This is a genomic window from Endozoicomonas ascidiicola (assembly GCF_001646945.1).
GTDB classification, from domain to species: domain Bacteria; phylum Pseudomonadota; class Gammaproteobacteria; order Pseudomonadales; family Endozoicomonadaceae; genus Endozoicomonas; species Endozoicomonas ascidiicola.
In genome coordinates this window covers 115,733-138,932 of record NZ_LUTV01000001.1, presented here as the reverse complement: position 1 = coordinate 138,932, position 23,200 = coordinate 115,733, and the positions used below count along the sequence as shown (strand labels likewise).

The 23,200-nt window shown below is 46.5% G+C and carries 18 protein-coding genes and 1 pseudogene; 5 read left to right on the top strand and 14 right to left on the bottom strand.

Features of this window, described 5'->3' with window-relative positions; genetic code table 11:
* The first annotated feature begins 80 nt into the window (after window positions 1-80).
* Window positions 81-1,679 (top strand): lipid A export permease/ATP-binding protein MsbA, encoded by a 1,599-nt coding sequence (msbA, locus tag AKL11_RS00475; RefSeq protein ID WP_253705152.1) that lies wholly within the window; start codon window positions 81-83, stop codon window positions 1,677-1,679.
* A gap of 323 nt (window positions 1,680-2,002) precedes the next feature.
* On the opposite strand, the gene AKL11_RS00470 is transcribed toward msbA, so the two are convergent.
* The 13 genes and pseudogenes from AKL11_RS00470 to AKL11_RS00410 all read right to left on the bottom strand — a co-directional run bounded on the left by AKL11_RS00470 (window position 2,003) and on the right by AKL11_RS00410 (window position 18,060).
* Window positions 2,003-3,949 (bottom strand): TnsD family Tn7-like transposition protein, encoded by a 1,947-nt coding sequence (locus AKL11_RS00470; protein WP_067514509.1) that lies wholly within the window; start codon window positions 3,947-3,949, stop codon window positions 2,003-2,005.
* Complete coding sequence (locus tag AKL11_RS00465) at window positions 3,942-5,396, bottom strand: ATP-binding protein (RefSeq protein WP_067514507.1); 1,455 nt, start codon at window positions 5,394-5,396, stop codon at window positions 3,942-3,944. Before AKL11_RS00465 ends, AKL11_RS00470 begins: the two co-directional genes overlap by 8 nt.
* Window positions 5,396-7,540: a TnsB C-terminal domain-containing protein gene (locus tag AKL11_RS00460; RefSeq protein WP_067514503.1), complete on the bottom strand. Its 2,145-nt coding sequence runs from the start codon at window positions 7,538-7,540 to the stop codon at window positions 5,396-5,398. Before AKL11_RS00460 ends, AKL11_RS00465 begins: the two co-directional genes overlap by 1 nt.
* A 114-nt stretch (window positions 7,541-7,654) precedes the next feature.
* Window positions 7,655-7,909, bottom strand: a complete 255-nt coding sequence (locus AKL11_RS00455) for a TnsA endonuclease C-terminal domain-containing protein (RefSeq protein ID WP_067514501.1) — start codon at window positions 7,907-7,909, stop codon at window positions 7,655-7,657.
* A gap of 32 nt (window positions 7,910-7,941) precedes the next feature.
* Window positions 7,942-8,622 (bottom strand): annotated as a pseudogene (locus AKL11_RS00450) (IS630 family transposase); the annotation flags it as partial.
* Between the two features lie 12 nt (window positions 8,623-8,634).
* On the bottom strand, window positions 8,635-8,970 hold the full coding sequence (locus AKL11_RS00445) for a helix-turn-helix domain-containing protein (RefSeq protein WP_067514500.1): 336 nt from the start codon (window positions 8,968-8,970) through the stop codon (window positions 8,635-8,637).
* Between the two features lie 122 nt (window positions 8,971-9,092).
* Complete coding sequence (locus tag AKL11_RS00440; RefSeq protein WP_067514498.1) at window positions 9,093-9,695, bottom strand: TnsA endonuclease N-terminal domain-containing protein; 603 nt, start codon at window positions 9,693-9,695, stop codon at window positions 9,093-9,095.
* Window positions 9,696-9,832: 137 nt separating this feature from the next.
* On the bottom strand, window positions 9,833-11,053 hold the full coding sequence (locus AKL11_RS00435; RefSeq protein WP_067514497.1) for a type II secretion system F family protein: 1,221 nt from the start codon (window positions 11,051-11,053) through the stop codon (window positions 9,833-9,835).
* Window positions 11,054-11,193: 140 nt separating this feature from the next.
* Entirely contained in the window at window positions 11,194-11,997 is an 804-nt protein-coding gene (locus AKL11_RS00430) for a symmetrical bis(5'-nucleosyl)-tetraphosphatase (protein WP_067514496.1), read from the bottom strand.
* A gap of 16 nt (window positions 11,998-12,013) precedes the next feature.
* Window positions 12,014-12,814: a 16S rRNA (adenine(1518)-N(6)/adenine(1519)-N(6))-dimethyltransferase RsmA gene (rsmA, locus tag AKL11_RS00425; RefSeq protein WP_067514494.1), complete on the bottom strand. Its 801-nt coding sequence runs from the start codon at window positions 12,812-12,814 to the stop codon at window positions 12,014-12,016.
* 97 nt (window positions 12,815-12,911) lie between these two features.
* A complete protein-coding gene (gene pdxA / locus AKL11_RS00420) occupies window positions 12,912-13,925 on the bottom strand; it encodes a 4-hydroxythreonine-4-phosphate dehydrogenase PdxA (protein ID WP_067514493.1) in 1,014 nt (337 codons plus the stop codon).
* Between the two features lies 1 nt (window position 13,926).
* A complete protein-coding gene (locus AKL11_RS00415; protein WP_067514492.1) occupies window positions 13,927-15,240 on the bottom strand; it encodes a peptidylprolyl isomerase in 1,314 nt (437 codons plus the stop codon).
* Window positions 15,241-18,060, bottom strand: a complete 2,820-nt coding sequence (locus AKL11_RS00410; RefSeq protein ID WP_067514491.1) for an LPS-assembly protein LptD — start codon at window positions 18,058-18,060, stop codon at window positions 15,241-15,243.
* A gap of 135 nt (window positions 18,061-18,195) precedes the next feature.
* Between AKL11_RS00410 and AKL11_RS00405 the strand changes: the two genes are divergently transcribed.
* The 4 genes from AKL11_RS00405 (at window position 18,196) to AKL11_RS00390 (ending at window position 21,140) form a co-directional block, all read left to right on the top strand.
* A complete protein-coding gene (locus AKL11_RS00405; RefSeq protein ID WP_095210053.1) occupies window positions 18,196-19,317 on the top strand; it encodes an aminoglycoside phosphotransferase family protein in 1,122 nt (373 codons plus the stop codon).
* A complete protein-coding gene (gene murU, locus AKL11_RS00400) occupies window positions 19,314-20,012 on the top strand; it encodes an N-acetylmuramate alpha-1-phosphate uridylyltransferase MurU (RefSeq protein ID WP_067514490.1) in 699 nt (232 codons plus the stop codon). The genes AKL11_RS00405 and murU overlap by 4 nt, the downstream gene beginning before the upstream one ends.
* 26 nt (window positions 20,013-20,038) lie before the next feature.
* Window positions 20,039-20,851 (top strand): co-chaperone DjlA, encoded by an 813-nt coding sequence (djlA, locus tag AKL11_RS00395; protein WP_067514488.1) that lies wholly within the window; start codon window positions 20,039-20,041, stop codon window positions 20,849-20,851.
* 76 nt (window positions 20,852-20,927) lie between these two features.
* Entirely contained in the window at window positions 20,928-21,140 is a 213-nt protein-coding gene (locus AKL11_RS00390; RefSeq protein ID WP_067514487.1) for a hypothetical protein, read from the top strand.
* A gap of 455 nt (window positions 21,141-21,595) precedes the next feature.
* Here AKL11_RS00390 and AKL11_RS00385 read toward each other — a convergent pair.
* Window positions 21,596-23,019, bottom strand: a protein-coding gene (locus AKL11_RS00385; protein ID WP_425387574.1) for an ISNCY family transposase whose coding sequence is annotated in 2 segments (ribosomal slippage) — window positions 21,596-22,590 and window positions 22,590-23,019 — 1,425 coding nt in all. Because the reading frame shifts where the segments join, the coding sequence is not laid out codon by codon here.
* Window positions 23,020-23,200: the final 181 nt, after the last annotated feature.

Genomic DNA, 23,200 nt, shown 5'->3' with positions numbered 1-23,200 from the left:
CTGTAATTATACGTCTTGAATCGTTTTTCGTTTCATGCTTTGGATCAATTTATCTGCTCATTTAGAACCGTATGTTTCAAATGAGTTTTGGTTTAGTACTTATCCCCGGCATAATGGTCTTTATTTCTGTGGTTCGCGGTATTGGCTCATACCTTGGCAGCTTCTACATCGATAAAGTGTCGAGCAGTGTGATCCATGATTTGAGAGTTGCCATGTTTGATAGCTTAATTACTCTGCCCAATGCGTATTTTGATAATAATAATTCAGGCCATCTGATTGCCCGGTTAACGTACAACGTCACCCAAGTCACATCCGCCGCCACCAGTGCCATTAAGATAGTGGTACGCGAAGGGTTGACCGTTATTTTTCTGCTGAGCTTTCTGTTTTATACCAATTGGAAGATGACCCTGATTTTTATTGCCGCCCTGCCGGTAATAGCTCTGGTGGTTTCTTATGCCAGCAATCGCTTCCGAAGATTCAGCCGTAAGATTCAACACTCGATTGGCGATCTGACCCAGGTCACCTCTGAAACCATCAATGGCTATCGCGAAGTTCGTGGTTTTGGTGGCGAAGATTATGAGAGTAAACGCTTTGAGTCAGCCAGTGCCACAAACGTGCGCCAGAGTTTAAGGCTCTACAAAGCAAGTGCGATCCAAACCCCTGTATTACAGTTTATTATTTCCATCGCGTTAGCATTGTTGCTCTTTATGGTGTTATGGGCAAAAGGCGATGCCACCACTGCGGCACTGGTTGGCTATGTTACCGCAGCCGCTCTGCTGCCCAAACCCATTCGACAGCTCAGCGAGGTGAATGCCAGTATTCAGAAAGGCATTGCAGCAGCTGAAAGTATTTTTGCTATGGTGGATGAAGTACCGGAGGCCAACACTGGCCTGTATACCTGCGATAGAGTGAAAGGTCGTATTGAGTTTAAGAATGTTTGCTTTACCTATCCTGGCTCATCTTCTCCTGCACTTAAAGATATTTGTTTCACTGTTGAAGCCGGCAAAACCTATGCATTGGTAGGTCGTTCTGGCTCTGGCAAAAGCACTCTGGCCAGCCTGATCCCTCGTTTCTATAATCACACCGAAGGCGATATTCTCATCGATGGCACGCCATTGAACGATTTTGAGCTGAAAAACCTCCGCAGTCAGACTGCCCTGGTTTCCCAGAACATTACTCTCTTTAACGATACCGTTGCTCGAAATATTGCTTACGGAGCACTGAGTGAAACCGCCAGTGATGTCGATATTCGCCGGGCCGCGGAAGCCGCCCACGCAATGGAGTTTATCAAAGGGATGACCAATGGTATTCATACCATGGTGGGTGAAGATGGTGTTTTACTTTCCGGCGGACAGAGGCAACGTTTGGCTATTGCCCGGGCTATGTTGAAAGATGCCCCTATTTTGATTCTGGATGAAGCAACTTCTGCACTGGACACCGAATCAGAGCGCCATATTCAGGCAGCCCTGAATGAAGTCATGAAAGGTAGAACTACCTTGGTGATCGCTCATCGGCTTTCCACCATTGAGAATGCGGATTGTATTCTGGTGTTAGAACAAGGTCAGATTATTGAACGGGGAACACATAGGGAGCTACTGGCTAACGGTCAGCATTATGCGAAACTGCATAAAATGCAGTTTCACGATGAGCCCGGTGCATTAACGCCTATATTCGCCTGAGATCAGGAAGCCTCTTTCCAACTGGAATAGAGGTTTGTACCCAAATCGACTTAATGCTCTCCAAAGAATTCGTGTTAGATAATATCCAAGAAGGCTCGGTAGTACGCTGTTGACTGCCTGCTCTGGAGGCTCTCCTGTTCTTTAGCAGTGGTTGTATACCGCTGAATACAGTTTTGATTTTTTTCCTTGTTTGGATTGGCCATTTTTATTTCACGGCATGACTGAAGAACAGGGAAGATGAGACGGAATAAAATGGCATACTCTTATTAGTTCAAAATACACGACGAAGATTTGGTGTGTTAACAGGATAGTTTATGGCTATTTCACAAACTGATAATCCTAACTGCACCACCCAGAGCGACACTTGCCCGCCTCTCAACAATAGATAGAGGATGATATGATGAGTCATTTGAACATACATTGAACATAACCACTGGATTAGAAGGTTCTACCTCTTTACCGATGATCAAGAGATGCTTCATGGAGCGCTGACTACAAACCTCCCCTAACCGCAGGTTTACAGTCGCTTCGGTGACGTTGTCTGACACTGCAGGAAAAGATTTGGCAAGTTTGAGAAGACGCCTCACTGAATAGACTTTAAAATACTCCGGATGTCGATCATAAAGGGTTTGAAGTTTTCGTAGCTGGTATTCTTCATGGCTTTCCGCAACTCTGCTTAACTGCTCCCAGAACAACGGCATTCGCTTTCGGATATGTACTGGTGTATTCCTCACTTTCAGTGATCTCAGTATAAAAGCACTTGAGATTCTCTGAGCAGGTGGCTGACTTAATAATTTTCTCGCAAAACTCCTTAACTGATTGATCGCCGACTGCTGCTTCTTCAGCCGCATCGTCTCCTGCGCTCTATGCCTATAACCCTGAGCTTTTTCTGCCGTCTGTGGCGCTGGTAGCTGCCGATAAAGCCATTGGCTATCGTTGTTTTTCAGCCAGACAAAGACCTCATTGAATTGATCAAACAGTGCTTTTCTATGAAGCTTCGGATTTGCAGCGATGATTTCCAGAGATTTCTGACGATACAACTCCCTCTTACTCTCTTTGTTATGCTTTTTCGCCTGCCTCCGTTTTTCTCGGATGGCCGGGTGAGCCTGCAGTATGTGGTCAACCCCACTTTCCGACATACCTGCCAGTTCAGCAATTTTTTTCATCGACAACTCACTATTCAAGAGGCCGAGTACTTCAGCCTCTTTTTCTGCCGATATTTTCAACCCTTTACCGTTGATTGGGATCTCAAACTCATAGGCAATTTTACGAATACTGTAGTACGACACGCCAGATTGTTTTGCCGCACCTCTTAAAGACTCTCCCTGTCTGAGAAGCGTAATGGCCTGCTCTTTATCCCCTGCATTATTGGCAACCGTGGCCGGGCGGTCTTTTTCCGTATTCTGCCTCTGATGTAACGAATCCAGAAAGCCACTGAGCAGAATATGCTTTACAGGGTGTGTTCTTTTGTTGCCACCCCGTAATAAATCCCGGACGAAATTGTGTTTTCTTCCATCTGTTCTTAAGTTCTGAAAGGCTGTTAATGAAAGCAAACCTCCCCAGAACGCTCCAATATCATCCAGTAGCTTTGTAGAGCGTATCATTCCTTTCGAGGTTACATAGCCGCCACGTTTAAGCCTGCTTCTATAAGCGCCAGTGACTGCATTATGGTTATCTGAGCTGGCTTTTGGTATCAGCAACTCGGCTGAAAGCTCAGCAAATAGAATTTCTTGCTTTGATGCTTCTATCACTCTGGACTGTTGAATGTCGGGCAGGGTGAGATGCTTTGGCATCATTGGTGAGCGGATCAACTTAACACCATGGAGGTAACAAGCCGTAATGCCTGGTAATTCATGAAAATGATGCCAGTAGGAAATACCGTACCGCTTAACAGCCTGCTCAGCACAATGCGGGCAAAATGCCTGATATAACTTTATCCCCAGACGACTGGTGACGGTTCCGGCAAGACTTTCCAAAGCACTGGGCTGATTACTGGCCAGCGCCTGCTTCAGCATTCGACGATGATCGACACTCATAAAATGTGTGTAGTAACCATAGCCTGTATGATTGTGGAGGAGCTCCACGAGACTCATACCTAACTGCTCCGCTATTGCATTCAAGCGATACGTGCTGACGCCACAGGTTTGTGTGTAGCAACAATCTAACAGAGCCTGGTAAAAGTCATCGGAATGTTTATGGATCGTCAGAAGCTTTAGCCTGGCCATCAAGCTATAAATGGTTTCATTGGGTAGTAACCCTACATCAATCACTTGTGACCCACTCGGTATCTACCGCAAAGAAACCGCTGGAGTCTAGCCGGTCATACACATCTTTAGCGGATTCATTTCTTCGTTTTTTGCCTTGAATTTCATCTATCGATGCATCATCGGCACCGTCAGACTTATCATTGTTAGCCCTTGCCGTTACCGTTGTTTCAAGCACTTCATCCAAAGCTGAATCTTCGTCTGGGGTGTTCTTAACACTATGAGCACCTGCCAGCGAATACTTCTGATTAGATTTAAGTATTCTCCGGATAGCCAATGGCATCAGATCATCATAAGCGGCGTAATTTTTCTCCCTCAGAGCGTCAAGCGCAGGCATAAACAGCTTAAACTCTTCTTTGTATGCCTGATGAATAATGTCTGCCGTGATCGAGTCTTCATCATCCTCAATAGCCCGAACATTGGCAAATTTCAGCAAGGAAACCGTGCAAAAGGTCACCCCTTGAGTCAGATCATAGAGTAGCTTCTTAATCTCTTCCGTCATGGCCACTGGAGATGAAACCCATTGATATCGCCAGAGAACCTCTACCAACTGGTTCCAGACCTGGTCATCCATGTCAGGCTGTGCAAGATCTATCATTCCTTCTTGAGCCATTCTTCTGGCCGTTCGAAATTTCTCGGAATAGATATCGTACGTATCGTAGGTGCCAATATATAACAGCGATACTTTGACCTCATTAGACAGACTTTCAAAAAATGCCATTGCCTGATCAATACCGCCAGATTTGACAAGCGATAGATTCTGAAGCTCATCAATGACAATCAAACCAATATGGTGCATAAGGCACACTTTTTTCATATTGATTTCCAAATCAGCAATATTGAGGGTTTTTAGCTGATTCCCCGGGGCATAATTCGTTCCAATCGCACTATCAACCGCCCTGAAGAAATTCAAGCACAGCGTTCGTCTTGAGCCATCCGATGGCACATTAAACTTCACATAAACGAGCTGCTGAAAATTCAAGGCTTTCCCGTTATATTTCTTATGCGGTATCACCTGATCAAAAAATAATTTAAGTATGGACTCAACCATATAGGTCTTCCCCATACCACTAAGCCCGGTGAGAAACAGGGATGGTGCAGTAATTTCTTCGAGGCTTGCGGGATAAGGCGCTGACCGGCCTTCACTGGCTACATGGTTAATCAGCTGCGATGTTGCTACATCAATCGGATTTCTGTGTTTATAGGATTTCAACAATAACTTATAAATTTTTTTATACGTCTTGTAGAACTTTGTGTTGGGTATAATGCAGGAATCAAGCCTCTCCGTATACCTGTCTCGTTGCAATTCATTGTGGTACACCTCGTCTTTTGAAAAAAGTGGCTTTTTCAATGCTGCAGTAATCACTTCAGTTCTGCCTTTATACTCAGGCAGGGCTTCTATAAGAGGATTTCCATCATACTCAGGGATACCGATTTTATGATAGTCAGTCATTACTCATCATCCTCTCCTAATAATTGGTTAATCAGGTCAACAGTATCGTTTTCCTGGCTTTTCTTCTTTCTCTCAGGTTTCTCAGTAGGTGCACTTTTATCGGAATCAATACCGCTGGCTTTTTCTGCTTTTTTAGCATCGGCTCTTCTTTCATGGAGCTTTTCTTTAGCTCTGCTGGCTTTAATGTCGTCTGTTTTATTTCTGCCTTTTCCTTTTTTCTCTTTTTTGGCCGCGTCAATCATAGCCATTCTAACAGCACGCGTTCTCGCCAAGCCTTTTTCTCTTTTTTTGTTCGCCGTTTTTAAGGTGGCGCTTTCTCTTTCTTGCTGATCAAGAAGCTCATCATGATCAAGGTTTCTGTACTTCTCCATGGTATCATTGAGGTAACATATGTTTATGGATTTATCCTCAGGATGGATAAACCAGATATAATTTGTTGTTGAACGAGTGTACTTAATCTGTATCGGCAGCCTTTTTTTTCGCATCCGAGACAAAGACATTTGCTGCTGGATAAAACCAGATTCCGAGTGATACCTTAAGCCTTTATAATAAATACCGTCTCCTCTCACCTTGGCATCATCTTTTGGTAACAGGCCGAGATACAAAGCATCCGCCTCAATCGTATTCGCTGCTCCCATGCCGTATTTCATCCCCCAATCCCAAAGATTGGACGGTGTCTCTATTACCTTATCTCTGGCTCTTTCAATATCACCGACAACGTTCTTTACTTTGCTGGAATTGTGCTCAACGACCTCAAGTGCTATCAACTTCGTAAGCTCTTTCAGTGTCAACATCCCATCAAGTTCAGGCTTTCGAGCACCACGCTCACGCTTTATCTTAACCGTGCTTCCCGGTAGATACTGAATAACAAGGTCGTTAATAATGTCGAAGTGCTTTTCGACAAGCCCTTTTAAATCTCCTCGATACGGACTGGTAAATGCTAGATGCTTCACACCAATACTATCCAGGATCACCTCTGCTTGCTTGCTAATAATCTCTCCTCTATCGGCTAACAAGCCAGTACATAGGCAATTCATAGGCCACTCCTCGTGAGCTATCTGCAAATCGAACCCTTTGCAATACTCAACTTTATCACTAAAGGTATTGTATAGTGCGGCTCTCGCACCGTCCCAGGATGGCCCCTCAAGCCCTACATACATCCCGACTATCGCCCTGCTATAAACATCAGTAACCATATAGATGACAGGCCGGCCAATAAGTGTTTTTCGTGATCTATCAAACTCACTCACCAGATAGATATCACCCACCGTGGCATCTATTTCGTATAATTCTCCTGGCCCCCTGACAAACAAATCTGAGGATGAATTCAATGGTCTTTTATCTTTATCGTGCTTGGATCGTCCCAGCCTTTTTTTGCTTGCTGCCACAGGGTCTATGAAGGCTTTAGCCCATCGTCTGAATTGATGAATACTGGGCTTGCGATTGTCGCCCCAATGAACTTTTACATAAATTTCTTCTTTCTCGTCGAATACTTCATCAGAATAATAATTGTCACACAGGTAATCATAGGTATCTTTGATACCGGGCTCATCTTTACTGTAGTAATAGTCCTTCAAAGATTTTTTAATCAGCTCCTTGCACTCATCCGTCATAACAAAGCCTGTAGCCTTGTCTTTCCGGGGAGGCCCCACCTTTTTAATGGCGTGGTGGCCATGCCCAACTTTATGGTAATCCGGTAACAGTGCATTCCTTCTCAGCCCTCCCTGTAAGTACATATAAATAAATTTATAAATACTCGGCCTGGACACCCCCGCTTCCCTCGACCTGTTACCGATCACAGGAGAGCTTTTTTCATACTCTAAAAACATATCCAGATCTTTTTGCTCGGATACAAGCGGCTTGATTATCTCCCATCGTTTATCACGAACTGCTTTCCAGTCATCTTTGATATCCGCATCATCCTGAAGTGAGTAATAGCTATAACTCACACTGGCAATATGAATCAACTTGTTGGCTATTTCTTTCTTTATTTCGTCATAAGCAAAGCAGATTGGTTTACGGGGCTTTCCTTCTGCATTTATTAAGAACAATTTATTACTGATGTCATTGATTCTTATAATGATGTACGACTCAGCTAAAACGCTATCCTCAGAGACCGGATTCAGCTTATTCCCGATATTCATTAACACCCTCTAGGGGAAGAATGACTACTCTTCCATCCAGTTTCTCTCATTCAATTTAGGCAATCACCAATAATAGGTATCCAACTACCACTACGCCTGCACAGCTTGGACAATCTAATCAACTACAGCTGAGCGTGATAAATCAAATTCAATTTTGCCCACCTTTGTTGTTAACAATATTTTTTTGGATACATCGGCTTTCAGCTCTTTGTGCCACATCAGATGCCTGAAGATTTTGACTGACTGTTCACTTTGCATATTCAATTCGAGTGATACGGCGTCAATCACCTCTTTCAAGGTGATAGTTGAGCTACAACCATCTACTTCTGATAAAAACGTTTCTTTCCAAAGATCCTTGTTTTCTTGCAACTGCCCATCAAGAAGCGCATCGTCATAAGTAGTTAACCAAATGAAATCATATATTCCTGACCGACCTGCTCAAACACTCGTATGACTTCTGCTTCAAACGCCTTAAAGTCCATGACCTCAAAGAGATTCAACCATTCATACTTCACCTTTTGCCATAGCATTTCTATCAAGTTCAGTTCTGGGGAGTAGGTTGGCAGATAGCAGACAAGTATCTTCTTTTCGATCGCCCAGTCGGCCAGCTCCTCTCGGAATAACCGACTCGTGTGGATACTGGCGTTATCAACCATTACCACCGTGTAACGGTCACCAGAACTGTACTTGGGAGCGGCCATTTGCTCCGCAAAGTCATTGAATACGTTAATCACTGTCTGGCTATTAACCATTCCAATAACGGGATAACAGAACAGGTCGTTGCTCCGGTTCATAAACCCAAGTACGTTGATACGTTTACTCTTGACGGAGGGAATTCGAAGTTGCTCTCCCCTCGGCTGCCAGGCGTAGGGCACTGAAGGTTCTTGTGAAAATCCAGATTCATCGAAGTAAAAAAGATTAATAAGGCCGTTGTCTTCTGCYTCTTTTGCTTCACTAAGAGCCTTGTGGCAACTATCAAAGTGCTCTTGATCTCGCTTGTGACTGCATGAACGTCGAACTCGTTTGTAAACCATGCCAAGGCTGTTAGCCATGCGTCTCAGCGTGGGCAGCGAAGTTTTTTTTTGGGTTTCTTCTTAAAGTACTGCTTTGGCGTGTCTTATACGACGTGGTTCATTTTTTACCAGCTCCTTGAAGCGAGCGACTTCTTCAGGGTTGAAGGTTAGAGGGACACCACCGCCATGGCTTTTATACAAGCCACGAATGCCAAAATCTTCCCACTGGTCTATCCAGTTAGAGATGGTCTGATATTGAGTGCTGAATACATCAGCTATTTGCTCAAGAGTATACCCACGGTGGCTTAGCAATACAGCATGAGCTCGTTCTCTCAAATACGGAGTAGGACCAAGGCGCGAAGCCTGTTGCAGTGTAGTGATGATAGCTGGATCAGTTATGTTGGAAACCGATTTCATGATGATCGTACAGGTGGAAACTATGAGGAAACAGTAGTTCAAAATTCCTGAGCCGGCTCGTAATGGATTAACTGATTGATTGATCGGTTAGTCAGTTTATATGATTTCAAATGATCAACTACTTAAAACCATTTCAAGTTGAATATCAGATCTTTATTTATATCCTCTTTCACCATGCATTTGCACTCCACTCCCCGATCGAGCCAGTACTGCCTTTCAACTTCAAGCTTCTGCAGTACACTTTTGTTTTTATCGGTAGATGCATCAATGCCAGATTTCGTCTTGACTGGAATGGCAACCCACACTTCCTCTCCATTCCGATCAACCTTCACCAGAAAATCAGTACTCATTATTTTATTTGGGAGAGGTGCCCGCTTTTCAGTACTCTCATCCTTTATAGTCCTGTGCCGGTATTTTGGGGGTTTCAACCCTCTTTCGCTGGCAATCTGGACGGTTTTACTTAGAGGCATAAGGGGGAACTGCTCGTAAATTTCAATGACCGAGCCTTCATATTCCAGTAGCAGGAAGACGTAGTATTCAGCATCGGAAAGCAGGTGATGTGTTCGACCGGACTTAACTCCGGTGATCTTTCTGGAACGCCCCTGGGACGGAACTTCCTGAACTTCATGCCAAGGTTTATAGTCACCGGACTCCCAGTGCTTTTCCCACAGGGCCGTCCAGCGCTCAACATCTTCCTTAGTCACGTCCTTGCGTTTTGTCTCCATTACCCTGCCTTTATGCTCATTTTTTGATCAGAAAGCACAGGGTATAGTATATTTACCTATATGTAAACACTTTAGCGCAACTGTAAACAATTAATTGCAACTGTAAATAGCTTTAATGCAACTTAACAGGAGGTTCGTTAAACAACCGCTCCCAACTGGAAGATCGGCAAGTACATGGCGATGATCAAACCACCTACCAAAACACCCAGAACCGACATAATGATCGGCTCCATTAAACTGGTCAGGCCATCTACCATGTTATCCACTTCTGTCTCATAGAACGTTGCTACTTTATCCAACATTTCATCCAGAGCGCCGGATTCTTCACCGATGGATACCATCTGAATCGCCATGGAGGGGAAAATACCGGAGCTCTTCATCGCAAACTGTAATTGCTGCCCCGTAGATACATCTTCTTTGATTCTTTTCGTGGCATCGGAATAGACGACATTACCCGCTGCACCGGCAACAGAGTCCAACGCATCGACTAGCGGCACACCAGCCGCAAATGTGGTTGCAAGGGTTCTGGCAAAACGCGCCACTGCTGATTTATCCAGAATCTCGCCGACAATTGGCAGCTTCAGAACGAAACGATCCTTGGTATCCCTTGCCTTCTGTGATTTTGCCAGCACTTTCTTGAGGATAAAGATAGACGCAATAATCCCACCCAAAGCAATAAACCAATAGGCCTGAACGAATTCAGAGAGCCCAATAACCATCTGTGTAAAGGCGGGGAGCTCCGCACCAAAGCCCTGGAATACTTCCTCAAACTGCGGAACCACTTTTACTAGCAGAATGACGGTTACGATCATGGCAATCACCACAACCGCAATCGGGTAGTTCATGGCCTTTTTGATTTTTGCCTTGAGTGCCTCTGTTTTTTCTTTATAGGTGGCGATACGATCAAGCAGAGTTTCCAATGCACCGGACTGCTCACCAGAACCGACCAGGCTGCAATAAAGATCATCAAAATATTCTGGCTGTTTGCTTAATGAGTCTGCGAGTGTGCTACCACTGGCGACCTCATTTTTAATTTTGACAATCAGATCCCTTAACGCTTCTTTTTCGACACCTTCCGCTGTGATGTCAAAGGCCTGAAGCAGTGGCACACCCGCTTTCATCATGGTCGCCAGCTGTCGGGTAAACAGGGCAATATCCATCGGGGTGATTTTCCCCTTGCCGCCAAAAGAGAGCGACATCCCTTTTTTAGTGACTTTGGTGGCGTTTATGCCTTGCTTACGAAGCTCAGCTTTGACCAGTGCAATACTAGTGCTCTGCATCTCCCCGTTTACTTTCCGGCCAGACTTATCTTTACCCTGCCAGACAAACGTTACTGATTTGGATTGTTTTGCGGCCATATTATGCGCGATCCATAGCTATTATCTTCGTTGACGATTATAAAGTGACTTATCTTCGGATCCTATCGAGAGAATCCCAAATACTGATCTGATCCACTTTTTCTGCAATTATAACTACTTCGGTCAAACCCACCGAGCCATTAGCCACCCACCTCTATACGTTCAAAGGTGTCAATATTCAGGGCAGTCAGTGTTTTCCCCCACACGCAGCCTGTATCAATGGCGTGAATATTTACTCTTTTTGTTTCCCCTTCCAGGGATGCCCAGTGTCCAAAAATGATTTGCTCATTATAAGAAGGGCTCTTCGGAAAGCTGAACCAAGGCGCAAAGCCCTTCTGAGCTTTTGTACCTTTACTTTCCATGTCCAGCACACCCTGTGCATCGCAAAAGCGCATTTGCGTCAGGTAGGCTGCGGTCATGCGGATTTTGCGTTTGCGCTTGTATTCGTCGTCCCACGGGCGAGGTTTGCTGGGCTTGAAGATTTTCTTTAGCCAATAGACATAATCATCCGAGCGCAAGGCGTCTTCTAATCGGCGAGCTTCTTTTTGCGCCTGCTCAATGCTCCACACCGGAGGAATTCCTGCATGCACCATGGTGATCTGGCGCTTTTTACTGTGATGCAGGACTGGACGATGGCGCAGCCAATGAATCAATTCATCTGCATCCGGCGCTTCCAGCACCTCATCAAGGGTATCTTTTAGCCGAGGGTTGCGGATTCCGCTGGCTATAGCCAGCAGATGAAAGTCATGATTGCCAAGAACCGCCACACACCGATCGCCAAGAGACCTCAAATAGCGCAGCGTCGAGAGCGAATCCGGCCCTCGATTGACCATATCACCGGCCACCCAGAGTTTATCTTGCTCCGGGTCAAAGGCCAGCTCATCCAACAAGCGCATGAGTGGATCGTAACAGCCTTGAATGTCGCCTACTGCGTATGTCGCCATTGTTTGTTCCCGCGGCTTATCGTTCAACCAAATAATCGGCAATTCGAACGAAGTCGGCAAGTGTCAGCACTTCAGGTCGGGCAGAAGGGTCAATATTCAGACTTTCCAACTCCTCAACCTTTACGTGCGCTTTCAAGGTGTTTCGAATGGTTTTACGGCGCTGACCAAAGGCATCACGCACAACCACTTCCAGCTTCTCAACACTTTTGCAAGGGTGTGGCAATTCACGGTGAGGCGTCATGCGCACAATAGCAGAATCTACCTTCGGTGCCGGTTTGAAAGCGCCAGGGCCGACAGTGAACAAATAATCCACCCGACAGTAATACTGCGTCATAATGCCCAACCGACCATAATGCTTCTCACCCGGCTGTGCTGCCAGACGCTGCACCACTTCTTTCTGCAGCATGAAGTGCATGTCGTCAATCAAGCTTTCAAAGCTTAATAAGTGGAAAATCAACGGTGTAGAAATGTTATAAGGCAAGTTACCAATAATACGCAGCAGGCGCTCATTGGTTTTCAGGCTGGCAAAATCAAATTTGAGCGCATCCGCTTCATGGATTCTGAACTGATCATTCAAGCCAAAGCGAAGTAACAAGGTTGGAATCAAGTCGCGATCCAGCTCGACCACATCCAACTCACCGGCTCTTTCCAGAACATCGGCGGTCAATGCACCCTGCCCCGGGCCAATTTCTACCAAATGCTGACCCTTTCTTGGGCTGATAGACGCAATAATCTCACCGATCACGCCTGGGTCATGAAGAAAGTTCTGACCGAAACGTTTGCGAGCTTTGTGATACGGAACAGCTGATTGAGACATGAAACTATTGCTCATCTGGTGATGAAACCGACCATAGCGCGAACCCTATGGCGATTGATTCGAATTGGAGGATATTAACGGTCGGCGTGGATTTTTTCTAGCCAATCATCTCAAGGGCGGAGTTGATGGCGGTGTAAAGGCTACCCGGATTTGCCCTGCCAGAGCCAGCGAGGTCTAGAGCCGTGCCGTGATCCACAGAGGTGCGGACAATGGGCAACCCAAGGGTGATATTGACCGAATTGCCAAAACCTTTGTATTTCAACACCGGCAAACCCTGATCATGATACATGGCCAGAACGGCATCGGCTTTTTCGAGATGCACAGGATTAAACAACGTATCTGCAGGCAGTGGGCCGGTCAGATTCATACCTTCTGCCCGAAGCGTTTCCAGCACCGGAATAATGGTATCGATTTCTTCTGAGCCTAGATGACCACCTTCACCGGCATGGGGGTTTAGTCCACACACCAGAATCTTAGGCGAAGCGATGCCAAACTTTGTTTGAAGATCATGGTTCAGAATTCGAATCACTTTTGTCAGTGAATCTGGCGTTATGGCTGAAGATACATCTTTCAAAGGCAGATGCGTGGTTGCCAGCGCAACTCGCAAACCTCCGGTTGCCAGCATCATCACTACTTTTTCTGTTGCCGTTTTTTCAGCAAGAAATTCGGTATGCCCACTAAAAGGTACGCCAGCATCATTAATCACTTCTTTACTGACCGGCCCCGTCACCATACCGTCAAATAAACCACTGACACAGCCTTCAACTGCCAGAGTGAGCATATCCAGAACATATTGACTGTTGACAGGATTGAGAACGCCAGCCTGAGATAATGCGCCCATAGTCACCGGTGCAATTAGTAAAGTATTCGCTGCTGATGGCTGTACATTTTCCGGATCAAACGTCTTTAATGTTACCGGGAGGCCAAGCTGTTCAGCTCGCTGGGATAACAGCTCTGGATCAGCCGCAATCACCAGCTGGACTGATCTGGAAAACTCTGGATTCTGAGTGGCAAGCAGCAGGCAAAGGTCTGGACCAATGCCTGCAGGCTCCCCGGCGGTAATCACCAGCCGAGGAATATTGCGCGTTTTTGAAGGAAGAGAGTCCGTCATATCAGAGCTGGGATTCCACGTACGCCTGATCACGAATTTCGCGCAACCAAACCTGCAACTCTTCTTCGAACTTGCGATTACCCAGCAGCTCTCGCACCTGGTTACGACGAACCTGATTACTGATATCGGATTTACGCTTACCCATTACTTCGAGAATGTGCCAACCGTAGGTAGTGCGGAACGGCTCACTGACCTGATTTTGCGGAATCAGATTCATCACGGTTTTAAATTCTGGCACCAATGTATTTGGATCAACCCAATCCATATCGCCACCGTTCAGAGCCGACGCCGTATCATCCGAATACACCTTGGCTAACGCGCCAAAATCTTCACCGGCGTTTACCCGATCGTAGATTTTCTCGATCAGCTTCTGAGCTTCCAGATTGCTGCGAATCTCATTGGGCTTGATCAGAATATGTCGCACATGAATCTGATCTTGAACAATTACTTTCTGGCCTCGGGTATCCATCAGCTTGAAGATATGGAAACCAGCGGGGCTACGAACGGGTGCGGATGTCTCACCTCTGTCCAGTTTTAAAGCCTGCTCGGCAAACAGGGTTGGCAGTTGATTGGCTTTTTTCCAACCTAGATCACCACCCTCCAGAGCGTTCTGCCCTTGAGAGTTAGCGATAGCCAGCGCCTGAAAATCACCGCCATTCTGCAGCAGTTTGGCCAATTCGCTGGCTTGTTTCTCAGCTGCCTGAACCTGCTCCGGGGATGGGTTATCCGGTGTCGCAATCAGGATGTGTCCTAAACGGTATTCCGTTTGCGTTTGGGAAAGGCCTTCCGGTGAATTCAGAAAGTTATCAATTTCCTGCTCACTGATTTGCACTCGCTGGGCAATCTGACGCTGGCGCACACGGTTCAGAATCATCTCTTTGCGAATTTCTTCGCGAGCCTGGCTGAACGGCACACCATCACGCTCAAGATTCTCCTTAAACTCTTGCAGTGTCAGCTGGTTTCTTTCTGCAATTCGGGCAATCGCATCATTCAGAGACCAGTCATCAATATGAATACCGCCCCGTTTGCCCATTTGAATCTGGATATTTTCCAGAACCAGTTGTTCAAGCACCTGCTTTTGCAGCACATCTTCTGGTGGCAGGGTAATATTTTTGGCAGCCAGCTGCCGGCGGACAGCGTCCATCCGGGCATCCAGCTCACTTTTCATGATTACGTCCTGATCGACTTTGGCAACTATTCGATCAAGCTCAACGCGATCAAGTTCAACGGAATCAGCCTGCGCAGAAATAGCCGTACTTCCCATAGACAGTACGCACAGGGATGCCAGAGCAATACGTTTCAATCCCTTCATCATTTACTTCTCGTCCCCATAACCTTTAATACCTTGAAGCAATTCTTTGGTGCCACTGCCGCTAAGATCACCAAGCCCTCTCAGGACAAACTGCAGCATAATACCCTTTTTGTATTCCGGAAAGTCGATATTGTTATCATCATCGATCCACTTTCTCCAGAACAGGCGCACCTGATAACAGCAACTGTTATATTCGACTCCGGACAGTAACTCAAGGTTCCTGCTGTTGGTCAAATCATGTTGCCAACGTCCCATGGCCGACCAGTTGTTGGATATTGGCAAGGCGAGAGACAGGTCTGTAATGCTCAGGTTGTTGTTTGTGGTTTGATATATCGTCGAACCATCAGGCGCTGTTCCGATTGGAATATTATTATCGTCAGTGCCTTTAACATAACGATCAGCCTGATTCAGATAACGATACCCTGCATTGAAGACTTGTCTGTCACTTGGCTTGTACTGATAGTACAGACCGTAGTTGTCCATTTTATTGTTGTTCGTATCCCACATGAGATCTTGTCGTAGACTCATGGTGCGGGTCATGTTGTAGACCATTTCGGATGCAAATGGTGAAGTAGATTCCTTCATATCCTCTTGCAGTCGTCTGGTTTCATCGCCCGGATCGATATCGCGATCATCGTCATCATTTGCTGTACGTACATCAGTATTAGGGCTGATCCACAGCTGCCTATCCTTGAAATAAACAATCTGTCCGACACCAAAACGGAAACGCTCAAAGCCATCGTCTTCAATCAGGCGGGTAGAAATACCCAGAGACAACTGATTTGCATCACCCAGCCTGTCGTAGCCGGAGAAGCGGCTATCACGCCAGAGCGAGTTATAGTTGAAACCCATCAGCGCTGTATCAAACACAGGATTCATCTCTTGACCTTTTTCATAAGGTGAGTAGAGATATTTCAATCTGGGCTCGAGGGTGTTTGTAAACGCGGTGCCACCAATAGTGGTCATACGATCAAAATACAACCCACTATCAAGACTAAATACGGGAACCGTTGTTTTTGGAGAGTCCGTATAATCAGATCCATTAAATTCAGGGTAGGCCAGCTTAAAATTATCCAACACCTGAGTTTCATCCAAATCACTCAGCTTGTATTGAACATGCTGCACTTTGACTGTTGGACGAATAAAACCGTATGCCCGCTCTATTGGAAAGCTGACACCACTTTCAAGGTACATGCGCTCGCCAGTGGCACGCTTTATACCAAAGCCTTCATCATAAACACTCTCTTTGTGTTTATTCGGGTCAGTGACATCAATTTCTTTAACGTAATTCCAGTCTTTATCTCGGCTAAACTTAGTGTAATCCGCCACATAACTCAGATTGAAATTATCACCCGCAAACCAACTACCATCCAACTTAACCTGTGGCAGTTTGTTATAAGGGTCATCTGACGTACGTCCCATATTTTGATACTGGTGAGCATCCACACTCAACTGCCAGCTGTGGTCAATATTACCACCCAGATAACGGGTACCGATGCGCTGGTTCAGTGGTGCATTGGCAGACAAGTTAAGGTCAGTACTAAAATCATCCAGATAGTTTTTATCGCTGGCTTTGGCATAATCAATCTCGGCCTGCCATCTCGGCGTAAAGTTCGCCAGATGACGGTAGTTAAGTAACCAGCGTTGTTTATCGTAATAAGGGTTGTCGTCTTTCAGCTCATCTTTGTTCAACAGGCCAGCAATACCAAGCTCGCCCTCATTGCGACCAAGGGTTTCACCTTCCAGCAAATAGCGGAATTCATTTTCCAGCATGGTGCCACGTTTGGCCATATAACGAGGTGTAACCGTGGCATCGAAATTAGGCGCCATGTTGATGTAATAGGGAATGGAGAAATCAAACCCGTTATCGCTGCCCTGAGAGAAGGTAGGGTACAGAAAACCGGTTTTACGACGGTCATCAATGGGGAAAGAAATCCATGGTGTATACAGTACCGGCAAACTCTGAATTCTCAGCACTGCATGCTTGGCAACACCCTGACCCTCTTCCATATCCAGCTTAACTTTGCTGCCAGATAACAACCAACCATTGTCGCCCGGAGGGCAGGTAGTGTAGGTGGCATCGGTCAGTTCCATGGTGTCGTCTTCATTGCGCAGCAGGTGCGTTGCATTACCACGGGAACCCTGACTGTGCAGAACATAGGCCGTATCTTCGATCGAAGCGCGACCGGTTTCCGTATTCAGGTCACCTTTTTCACCAACCAGCAACACACCTTTATCCCGGAAGCGAACATTGCCTTCGAACTGCCCATAACTGGTATTGCGATCCAGAGAAGCGGTTTCACTTTCAAACTGCCGACTGCCCTGGCGTACGACAACGTTGCCTTTAAAGTTGGCTATATCATTCTGGCCATAACTGGATTCATCCGACTCAACCAACATGGTTTGCTGATTATTATCACCGGAGAAATTCTTGCCAGGGCGCTCAGGCTCAATATACGCGCCACAACTATAGAACGGTTCCTTTGCCTTCTGCTCAGACGACAATTGGCTGATAGGCTGCCAATCCAACAGTGCTTTTAATGCATAACCCTGACCCGAAGCAGCAGGGACGACTTCTACCGCAACCTGCTGACTTTCTGCCGGAGCACGCGCAGCAACAACGGCTTTTGTTTTATAACCGCTCATGGATTTCAACGGTGCACTGCCATCTCCGGGGGCACAGAGCCATTGACCATTGGCTAAGGTTTGACAACGCCAGTCACTTGCTCCCGACTCCATTGCACCGGCACCCGAAGCCAGCATACTGGCTGCAACTGCGAGCGTAAGCGTCTTGGGAGTAAACGGTAAATAATGCATATCCATGAGCTAGTTAATCCCGGGAAAACAGTCTTAATCGGAGCATTCTATATGCATTTGCGCAGGAAATGCAGTTCTATTACGTATTCCCTGTGATAACCTTGAAGTTCTTATTCATCGTGCTTTACAGGAAGCCAACCGTTGGCCACCAAGATATCGAGCTCCCGACAATCTCATTCAGAATCATTGCGCCGGGAACAGTTAACCCGCTGGGTTACCTCGGTTTTAGCCAGTAACGAAAAACCCTTTCTGGCTGACAAAAAGCCGACTGTCTTTTTCGACGCTCCCATGGTTCCGCCCAACGGGGAACACTTGCCACTCCGACCCATTGGCAGTGACGCCGGATTCCGAAAATACTACCGACTGCAAACACCTCATCAAACCATCGTTGCCGTAGATGCACCCCCAGAAACGGAAGACACCCGGGCGTTCGTCAAGATTGATCGCTGCTGGAAAAAAGGTGGCATCAATGTGCCGGAAGTCTATGCCGTCGATTATGACCATGGTTTTATGCTTCAGGAAGATTTTGGCGATGAGCCACTGCAATCATTGCTTCACGGTGGTGCCGAAGACCAGTTTTACCCTCAACTGCTTGATATTTTGCTGACTATTCAACAACAGCCAGTTGATATCCTTCCGCCTTACGACGAAACACTGATTCGCTTTGAGCTGTCTCTTTATCCACAATGGTTTCTAGGTGAACTACTCGGGCTGGACACTCAAAACGCTGAACTGAAAGAACAACTGTCCTCCCTGTTTGATGAACTGACATTAGCATTCACCAGCCAACCTCAAGGCACTGTTCACCGGGACTACCATTCCCGCAACCTGATGCTGACACCGGAAAACACCGTCGGCGTTATTGATTTTCAGGGAGCATTAAACGGACCGCTCTTATACGACGCAGTATCCCTTCTTAAAGATTGCTACGTCTGTTGGCCTGAAGACAAAACACATCAGTGGTTGAAAGGCTTTGTGGAAAAGCATCCTGAGCTTTCGAGTGTAGACGAACACCAGATCATTACCTGGTTTGATCTTACCGGTTTGCAACGCCACCTCAAATGCCTGGGAATTTTTTCACGACTTTGCCTCAGAGACAAAAAACCCGACTATCTTAATAACCTTCCCGGAACACTAAACTATGTTCTGGACTGCTGCCGGAAGTACCCACAACTGCAGCGCCATGGAATCTGGCTGGAAAATAATGTTAAGCCCATTTTACAAGAGCAGATGGGCCGACTTTCTGAAGGTGTCGACATATGAAAGCGATGATTCTTGCCGCCGGTTACGGCAAGCGTTTAAGACCGATTACCCTGACCATTCCCAAGCCACTGGTGCAGGTGGCGGGTCAACCTCTGATCACTTATCACATCCAACGTTTGGCCAAAGCGGGCTTGAATGATCTGATCATCAATCACAGCTGGCTTGGGGAGAAAGTGGAAGAAGCCCTCGGAGATGGCTCTCAATGGGGCGTCAACATTACTTACTCTGCGGAACAGGAACCGCTTGAAACGGCAGGCGGCATACTGAATGCGCTCCCTTTACTAACTGAAAACTCGGATGACAACACCCCTTTTCTGGTGCTCAACGGTGATATCTACACCGATATTGAAGTAAGCAGCCTTACTCTGCCCGAAGGCATGCTTGCACATCTGGTTCTGGTCGCAAACCCAGACTTCCACCCGGATGGCGATTTCTGTCTAAAGGATGGACAAGTGTCCCATAAAGCAGACACCCCAGACGCCAAGGCTTTCACATTCAGCGGCGTTAGTGTACTGTCTCCCCGATTATTCGCTGGCTACCGTGCCGGTGAAACCCTTGCCCTGGCACCATTGCTGATTGAAGCCATGAAACAGAGCAAGGTAAGTGGACAATACCATGATGGTTTCTGGGCTGATGTTGGGTCGATTGTGCGCCTTAAAGCACTGGAAGATTACCTTCAACAACGCCGAAGCTGAAACTATCCCAGTTAGAGCAGGACTTCATGACCGTAATACTCATCGGAGCACTGATCGGTTTTATGACCGGCGGCCCCTTTGGTGCCATTCTGGGCGCATTCGTTGGCTCTTGGATCAGCAAAAATATACTGGGTGGACAGGGCGGCCCATCCAGATTTGGCGCATCCGCAGCTTACCGCCAGAAAGCGCAAACGGCTTTTTTCCGCGCCACCTTTTTAGTGATGGGGCGAATCGTCAAAGCCGATGGGCGAGTCAGTGAATACGAAATAGAAGCTGCTCAAGCCATTATGAACAATATGCGGCTCTCGGAATCTCAGCGGCAAATGGCCATTGAGCTATTTAATGAGGGCAAGAAACCCTCTTCTGATATCGAAGGCGCGCTGCAAGACTTCCGGCAGGTGGCGGGGGCAAACACACTGATCCCCATGTTTTTGGAAATTCAGTTAGCGGCGGCCTACGCCGATGGCAGCCTTAGCCCTTCTGAACAGGCGGTATTCAGACAGGTTTGCGCGATTCTCGGCGTGGGAAGCTTCGCCTTTGATCAGATACACCGTCGTTTTATTGCTCAACGGGAATATTACCAGCAGAGAAGCTATCAGTCCGGCAGCGCACAGCACCCTTCTGGAATGAGCCTGAAACAGGCCTATGACGTGCTTGGCGTTTCCGAAAACGCTTCAGATAGCGAAGTAAAACGTGCCTATCGAAAACTGATGAGTGAACATCATCCGGACAAACTGGTGGCCAAGGGCCTACCGGAAGAAATGATGGAAGTCGCCAAAGAAAAAACTCAGGAAATTCAAGGCGCTTACGATCAGATTCGAGTAGCCAGAAAGAAATAAGTTGAACTTTATATGAATCCAGAGGACTAACTGTACGAAGCACAAGCTTTGTGCCGAGTTCTCTGGAGGTCTTGCTGTGATTTATTACGCCAAGCGCAAGCAATTTTTATACTGGTACATCCCTGCCGCCACAAAAACAGCCCTTGACCCTGATCAAAATGTTGTTCCGTGCTTTTCCGAATCCCCCAGAAAGACCCGGACATCATCAAAGAAAAAAAAGTATCTGATCTTTAAAGAGATTACCGAATTTTCTACCGCCATTGGTGAACGTGAAATTCAAGCGCCTTAATTTTTTGTCTTACTTGCCCATCGATCAATACACTTCGCTATCAATGGTTTTTGGTAGCCTCCCAAGGTCTGTTGACGTTTTTCTGACTCACGGAGCCTCGCAACGAAACGTCAACAGAGCCTAGTACTCCATCCGACAGCATTTGATAAGAAGGTGTGGTCAATCGACCAGCCTTTCTCAAACATCGGATTCGAATGCGAAAGTCACACCAACTAAACTGAGTTTTTTGATTTTCTACAATAAGTAGTGCCTGTCAGAAAACCCATCAAATTTAGTGGTGAGTTTTACCACACAGCTACCATCAGTTAGATTTTGTACAGCGCCCGAAACCAGAGCCTGGATTTTTACACATTTGTTTATTAAATAGTCTATTTTCGGTTCCAACACACATGCAGAATCCTCATGACTGACTCGCATGATCGTAAAAAACTGTCCTTATTGCTTTCAGGTCTAGATTATTGCCTATCCCGTTCAAGCAGCAGCGTTCCAAGGCGCTTCAGATTACCGGCAACAACCGCAAGGGCAACATATCGCTTAAAAGCATCCAGCCCTTTATCCGGACACTTGTCGAGACCATTCGATTCCAGCGCATTAATGTCTGATTCAACGGCCGAGTGCTTTCTCTTTGCTCTGATAAACTCCGGAGCGCATTCACGTTCTTTATCCTTGGCAGAGAGCTTCCCTTTTTTGGGCAGAACAGGCAGTTCCAAAATGTCGTCTAGCTGCTCAAGGTTGGTCGGGCTCCAGAATCCTTTGTCATAACTGACTTGATTCAGTGCAGGAAAACGTTTCTTTGCGCCTTCTGCTATCGGTACAGTCACCTGGTCGTCTGTTTGCTTTTCCATGACAAGGTGGTGGAGGGTAAAACCGAACTGATCCTGCAGAACACAAACCCGTAGCCCCAGTTCAACCGGAACACCGGCTTTTCCTTTACTGATCCATTCGGTGTGGGGTTCAAAGATTGAAAACACTTTTTCACAATGGGGAATCACTTCCTGTTGAATAACCCTGCGGTAAATCAGTTGAACCTGATGCTTTCCGTGCGCAATATAATAGTTGAGATCCTCCAGCTTGGGTTCAGCCGCATGCAGATTGGTCACTTCAAGCAGGGTGTCTTCCGCTTTATGGATGATCCTGAGACTGTATTTTATGTACTCGAGATGAGCCATCTCAATATCATGCTGGCGCTGGCTCTTCCTGATCTCACAGTTAGTGGTTGAATGCTTCAGGTTACGGGCGGTGTTATAGTGCTTTCGGTTCTGTTTTTTCAGGTATTCGTGTTGTTGCCATCCAGCAAGTTGATATTGCTGAGCGAGAGCGTTTGCAAACTCCACTACTTTACGGCATGCGTCGCTCAATAAACTGATATCTGTTGGAAAGTGGATATCGGTTTTTACGACGAACGAATCGGCACGGCCACATAGCGATTCTTCTTTTTTTTTACGAGCTCATGACCTGCCGCGACAACCAGGAGATTTACCTGATCCAGTATCTCTGGCGTGAACAAGCTAATGTTATCCTGAAGTGTCTGGATGTGATAGGTATGCGTGCAGTAAGGTCCGTGACCAAGCATTTTCCGTAAAGAGCCATGCTCGTTTGCCAGCTCCTGAAGCCGGTCATAATCACAGTTTGTCACCAGCCTTAGCACACCAAAGACGAGGATGTTCCATAAACTCATCCCCGGACGGCCGTTGTTCCGGGACGAGGGAATCATGGTTTCAAGCACATCAAACACCTGTTGCCGGAGTTCCGGGTTAACATAAATGTGCTGTAAACCCCGTAACAGACGTGGAATGTCGTCTCTGGACTTTGGGTTGAAAGTGACCGCCGAGATATCGACTTCGCCCAGCTGCATTTGTGGATTGATGGATTGACGCATAAATTTGAAAACTGCCTGATTTTGAGAAATCTTTTGAAGGTATATTTGGCTTCAGGCTTTGGTTTTCAAGGGGTTAGAGTTTTCGGACAGGCACTAAGTAGACAATTTTACACATAGTAACCCACCTCCCTGCTTTGCTCGGGAAAATAGAACTATAGCTTTATCCATGGCTCAAAAAATT

What these genes read in the sequence shown, in the direction of transcription:
- msbA (WP_253705152.1), top strand. Translation starts at nt 81, where the DNA reads ATGAGTTTTGGTTTAGTACTTATCCCCGGCATAATGGTCTTTATTTCT.
- AKL11_RS00465 (WP_067514507.1), bottom strand. Translation starts at nt 5,396, where the DNA reads ATGACTGACTATCATAAAATCGGTATCCCTGAGTATGATGGAAATCCT.
- AKL11_RS00460 (WP_067514503.1), bottom strand. Translation starts at nt 7,540, where the DNA reads ATGAATATCGGGAATAAGCTGAATCCGGTCTCTGAGGATAGCGTTTTA.
- AKL11_RS00445 (WP_067514500.1), bottom strand. Translation starts at nt 8,970, where the DNA reads ATGAAATCGGTTTCCAACATAACTGATCCAGCTATCATCACTACACTG.
- AKL11_RS00440 (WP_067514498.1), bottom strand. Translation starts at nt 9,695, where the DNA reads ATGGAGACAAAACGCAAGGACGTGACTAAGGAAGATGTTGAGCGCTGG.
- AKL11_RS00435 (WP_067514497.1), bottom strand. Translation starts at nt 11,053, where the DNA reads ATGGCCGCAAAACAATCCAAATCAGTAACGTTTGTCTGGCAGGGTAAA.
- AKL11_RS00430 (WP_067514496.1), bottom strand. Translation starts at nt 11,997, where the DNA reads ATGGCGACATACGCAGTAGGCGACATTCAAGGCTGTTACGATCCACTC.
- rsmA (WP_067514494.1), bottom strand. Translation starts at nt 12,814, where the DNA reads ATGTCTCAATCAGCTGTTCCGTATCACAAAGCTCGCAAACGTTTCGGT.
- pdxA (WP_067514493.1), bottom strand. Translation starts at nt 13,925, where the DNA reads ATGACGGACTCTCTTCCTTCAAAAACGCGCAATATTCCTCGGCTGGTG.
- AKL11_RS00415 (WP_067514492.1), bottom strand. Translation starts at nt 15,240, where the DNA reads ATGATGAAGGGATTGAAACGTATTGCTCTGGCATCCCTGTGCGTACTG.
- AKL11_RS00410 (WP_067514491.1), bottom strand. Translation starts at nt 18,060, where the DNA reads ATGGATATGCATTATTTACCGTTTACTCCCAAGACGCTTACGCTCGCA.
- murU (WP_067514490.1), top strand. Translation starts at nt 19,314, where the DNA reads ATGAAAGCGATGATTCTTGCCGCCGGTTACGGCAAGCGTTTAAGACCG.
- djlA (WP_067514488.1), top strand. Translation starts at nt 20,039, where the DNA reads ATGACCGTAATACTCATCGGAGCACTGATCGGTTTTATGACCGGCGGC.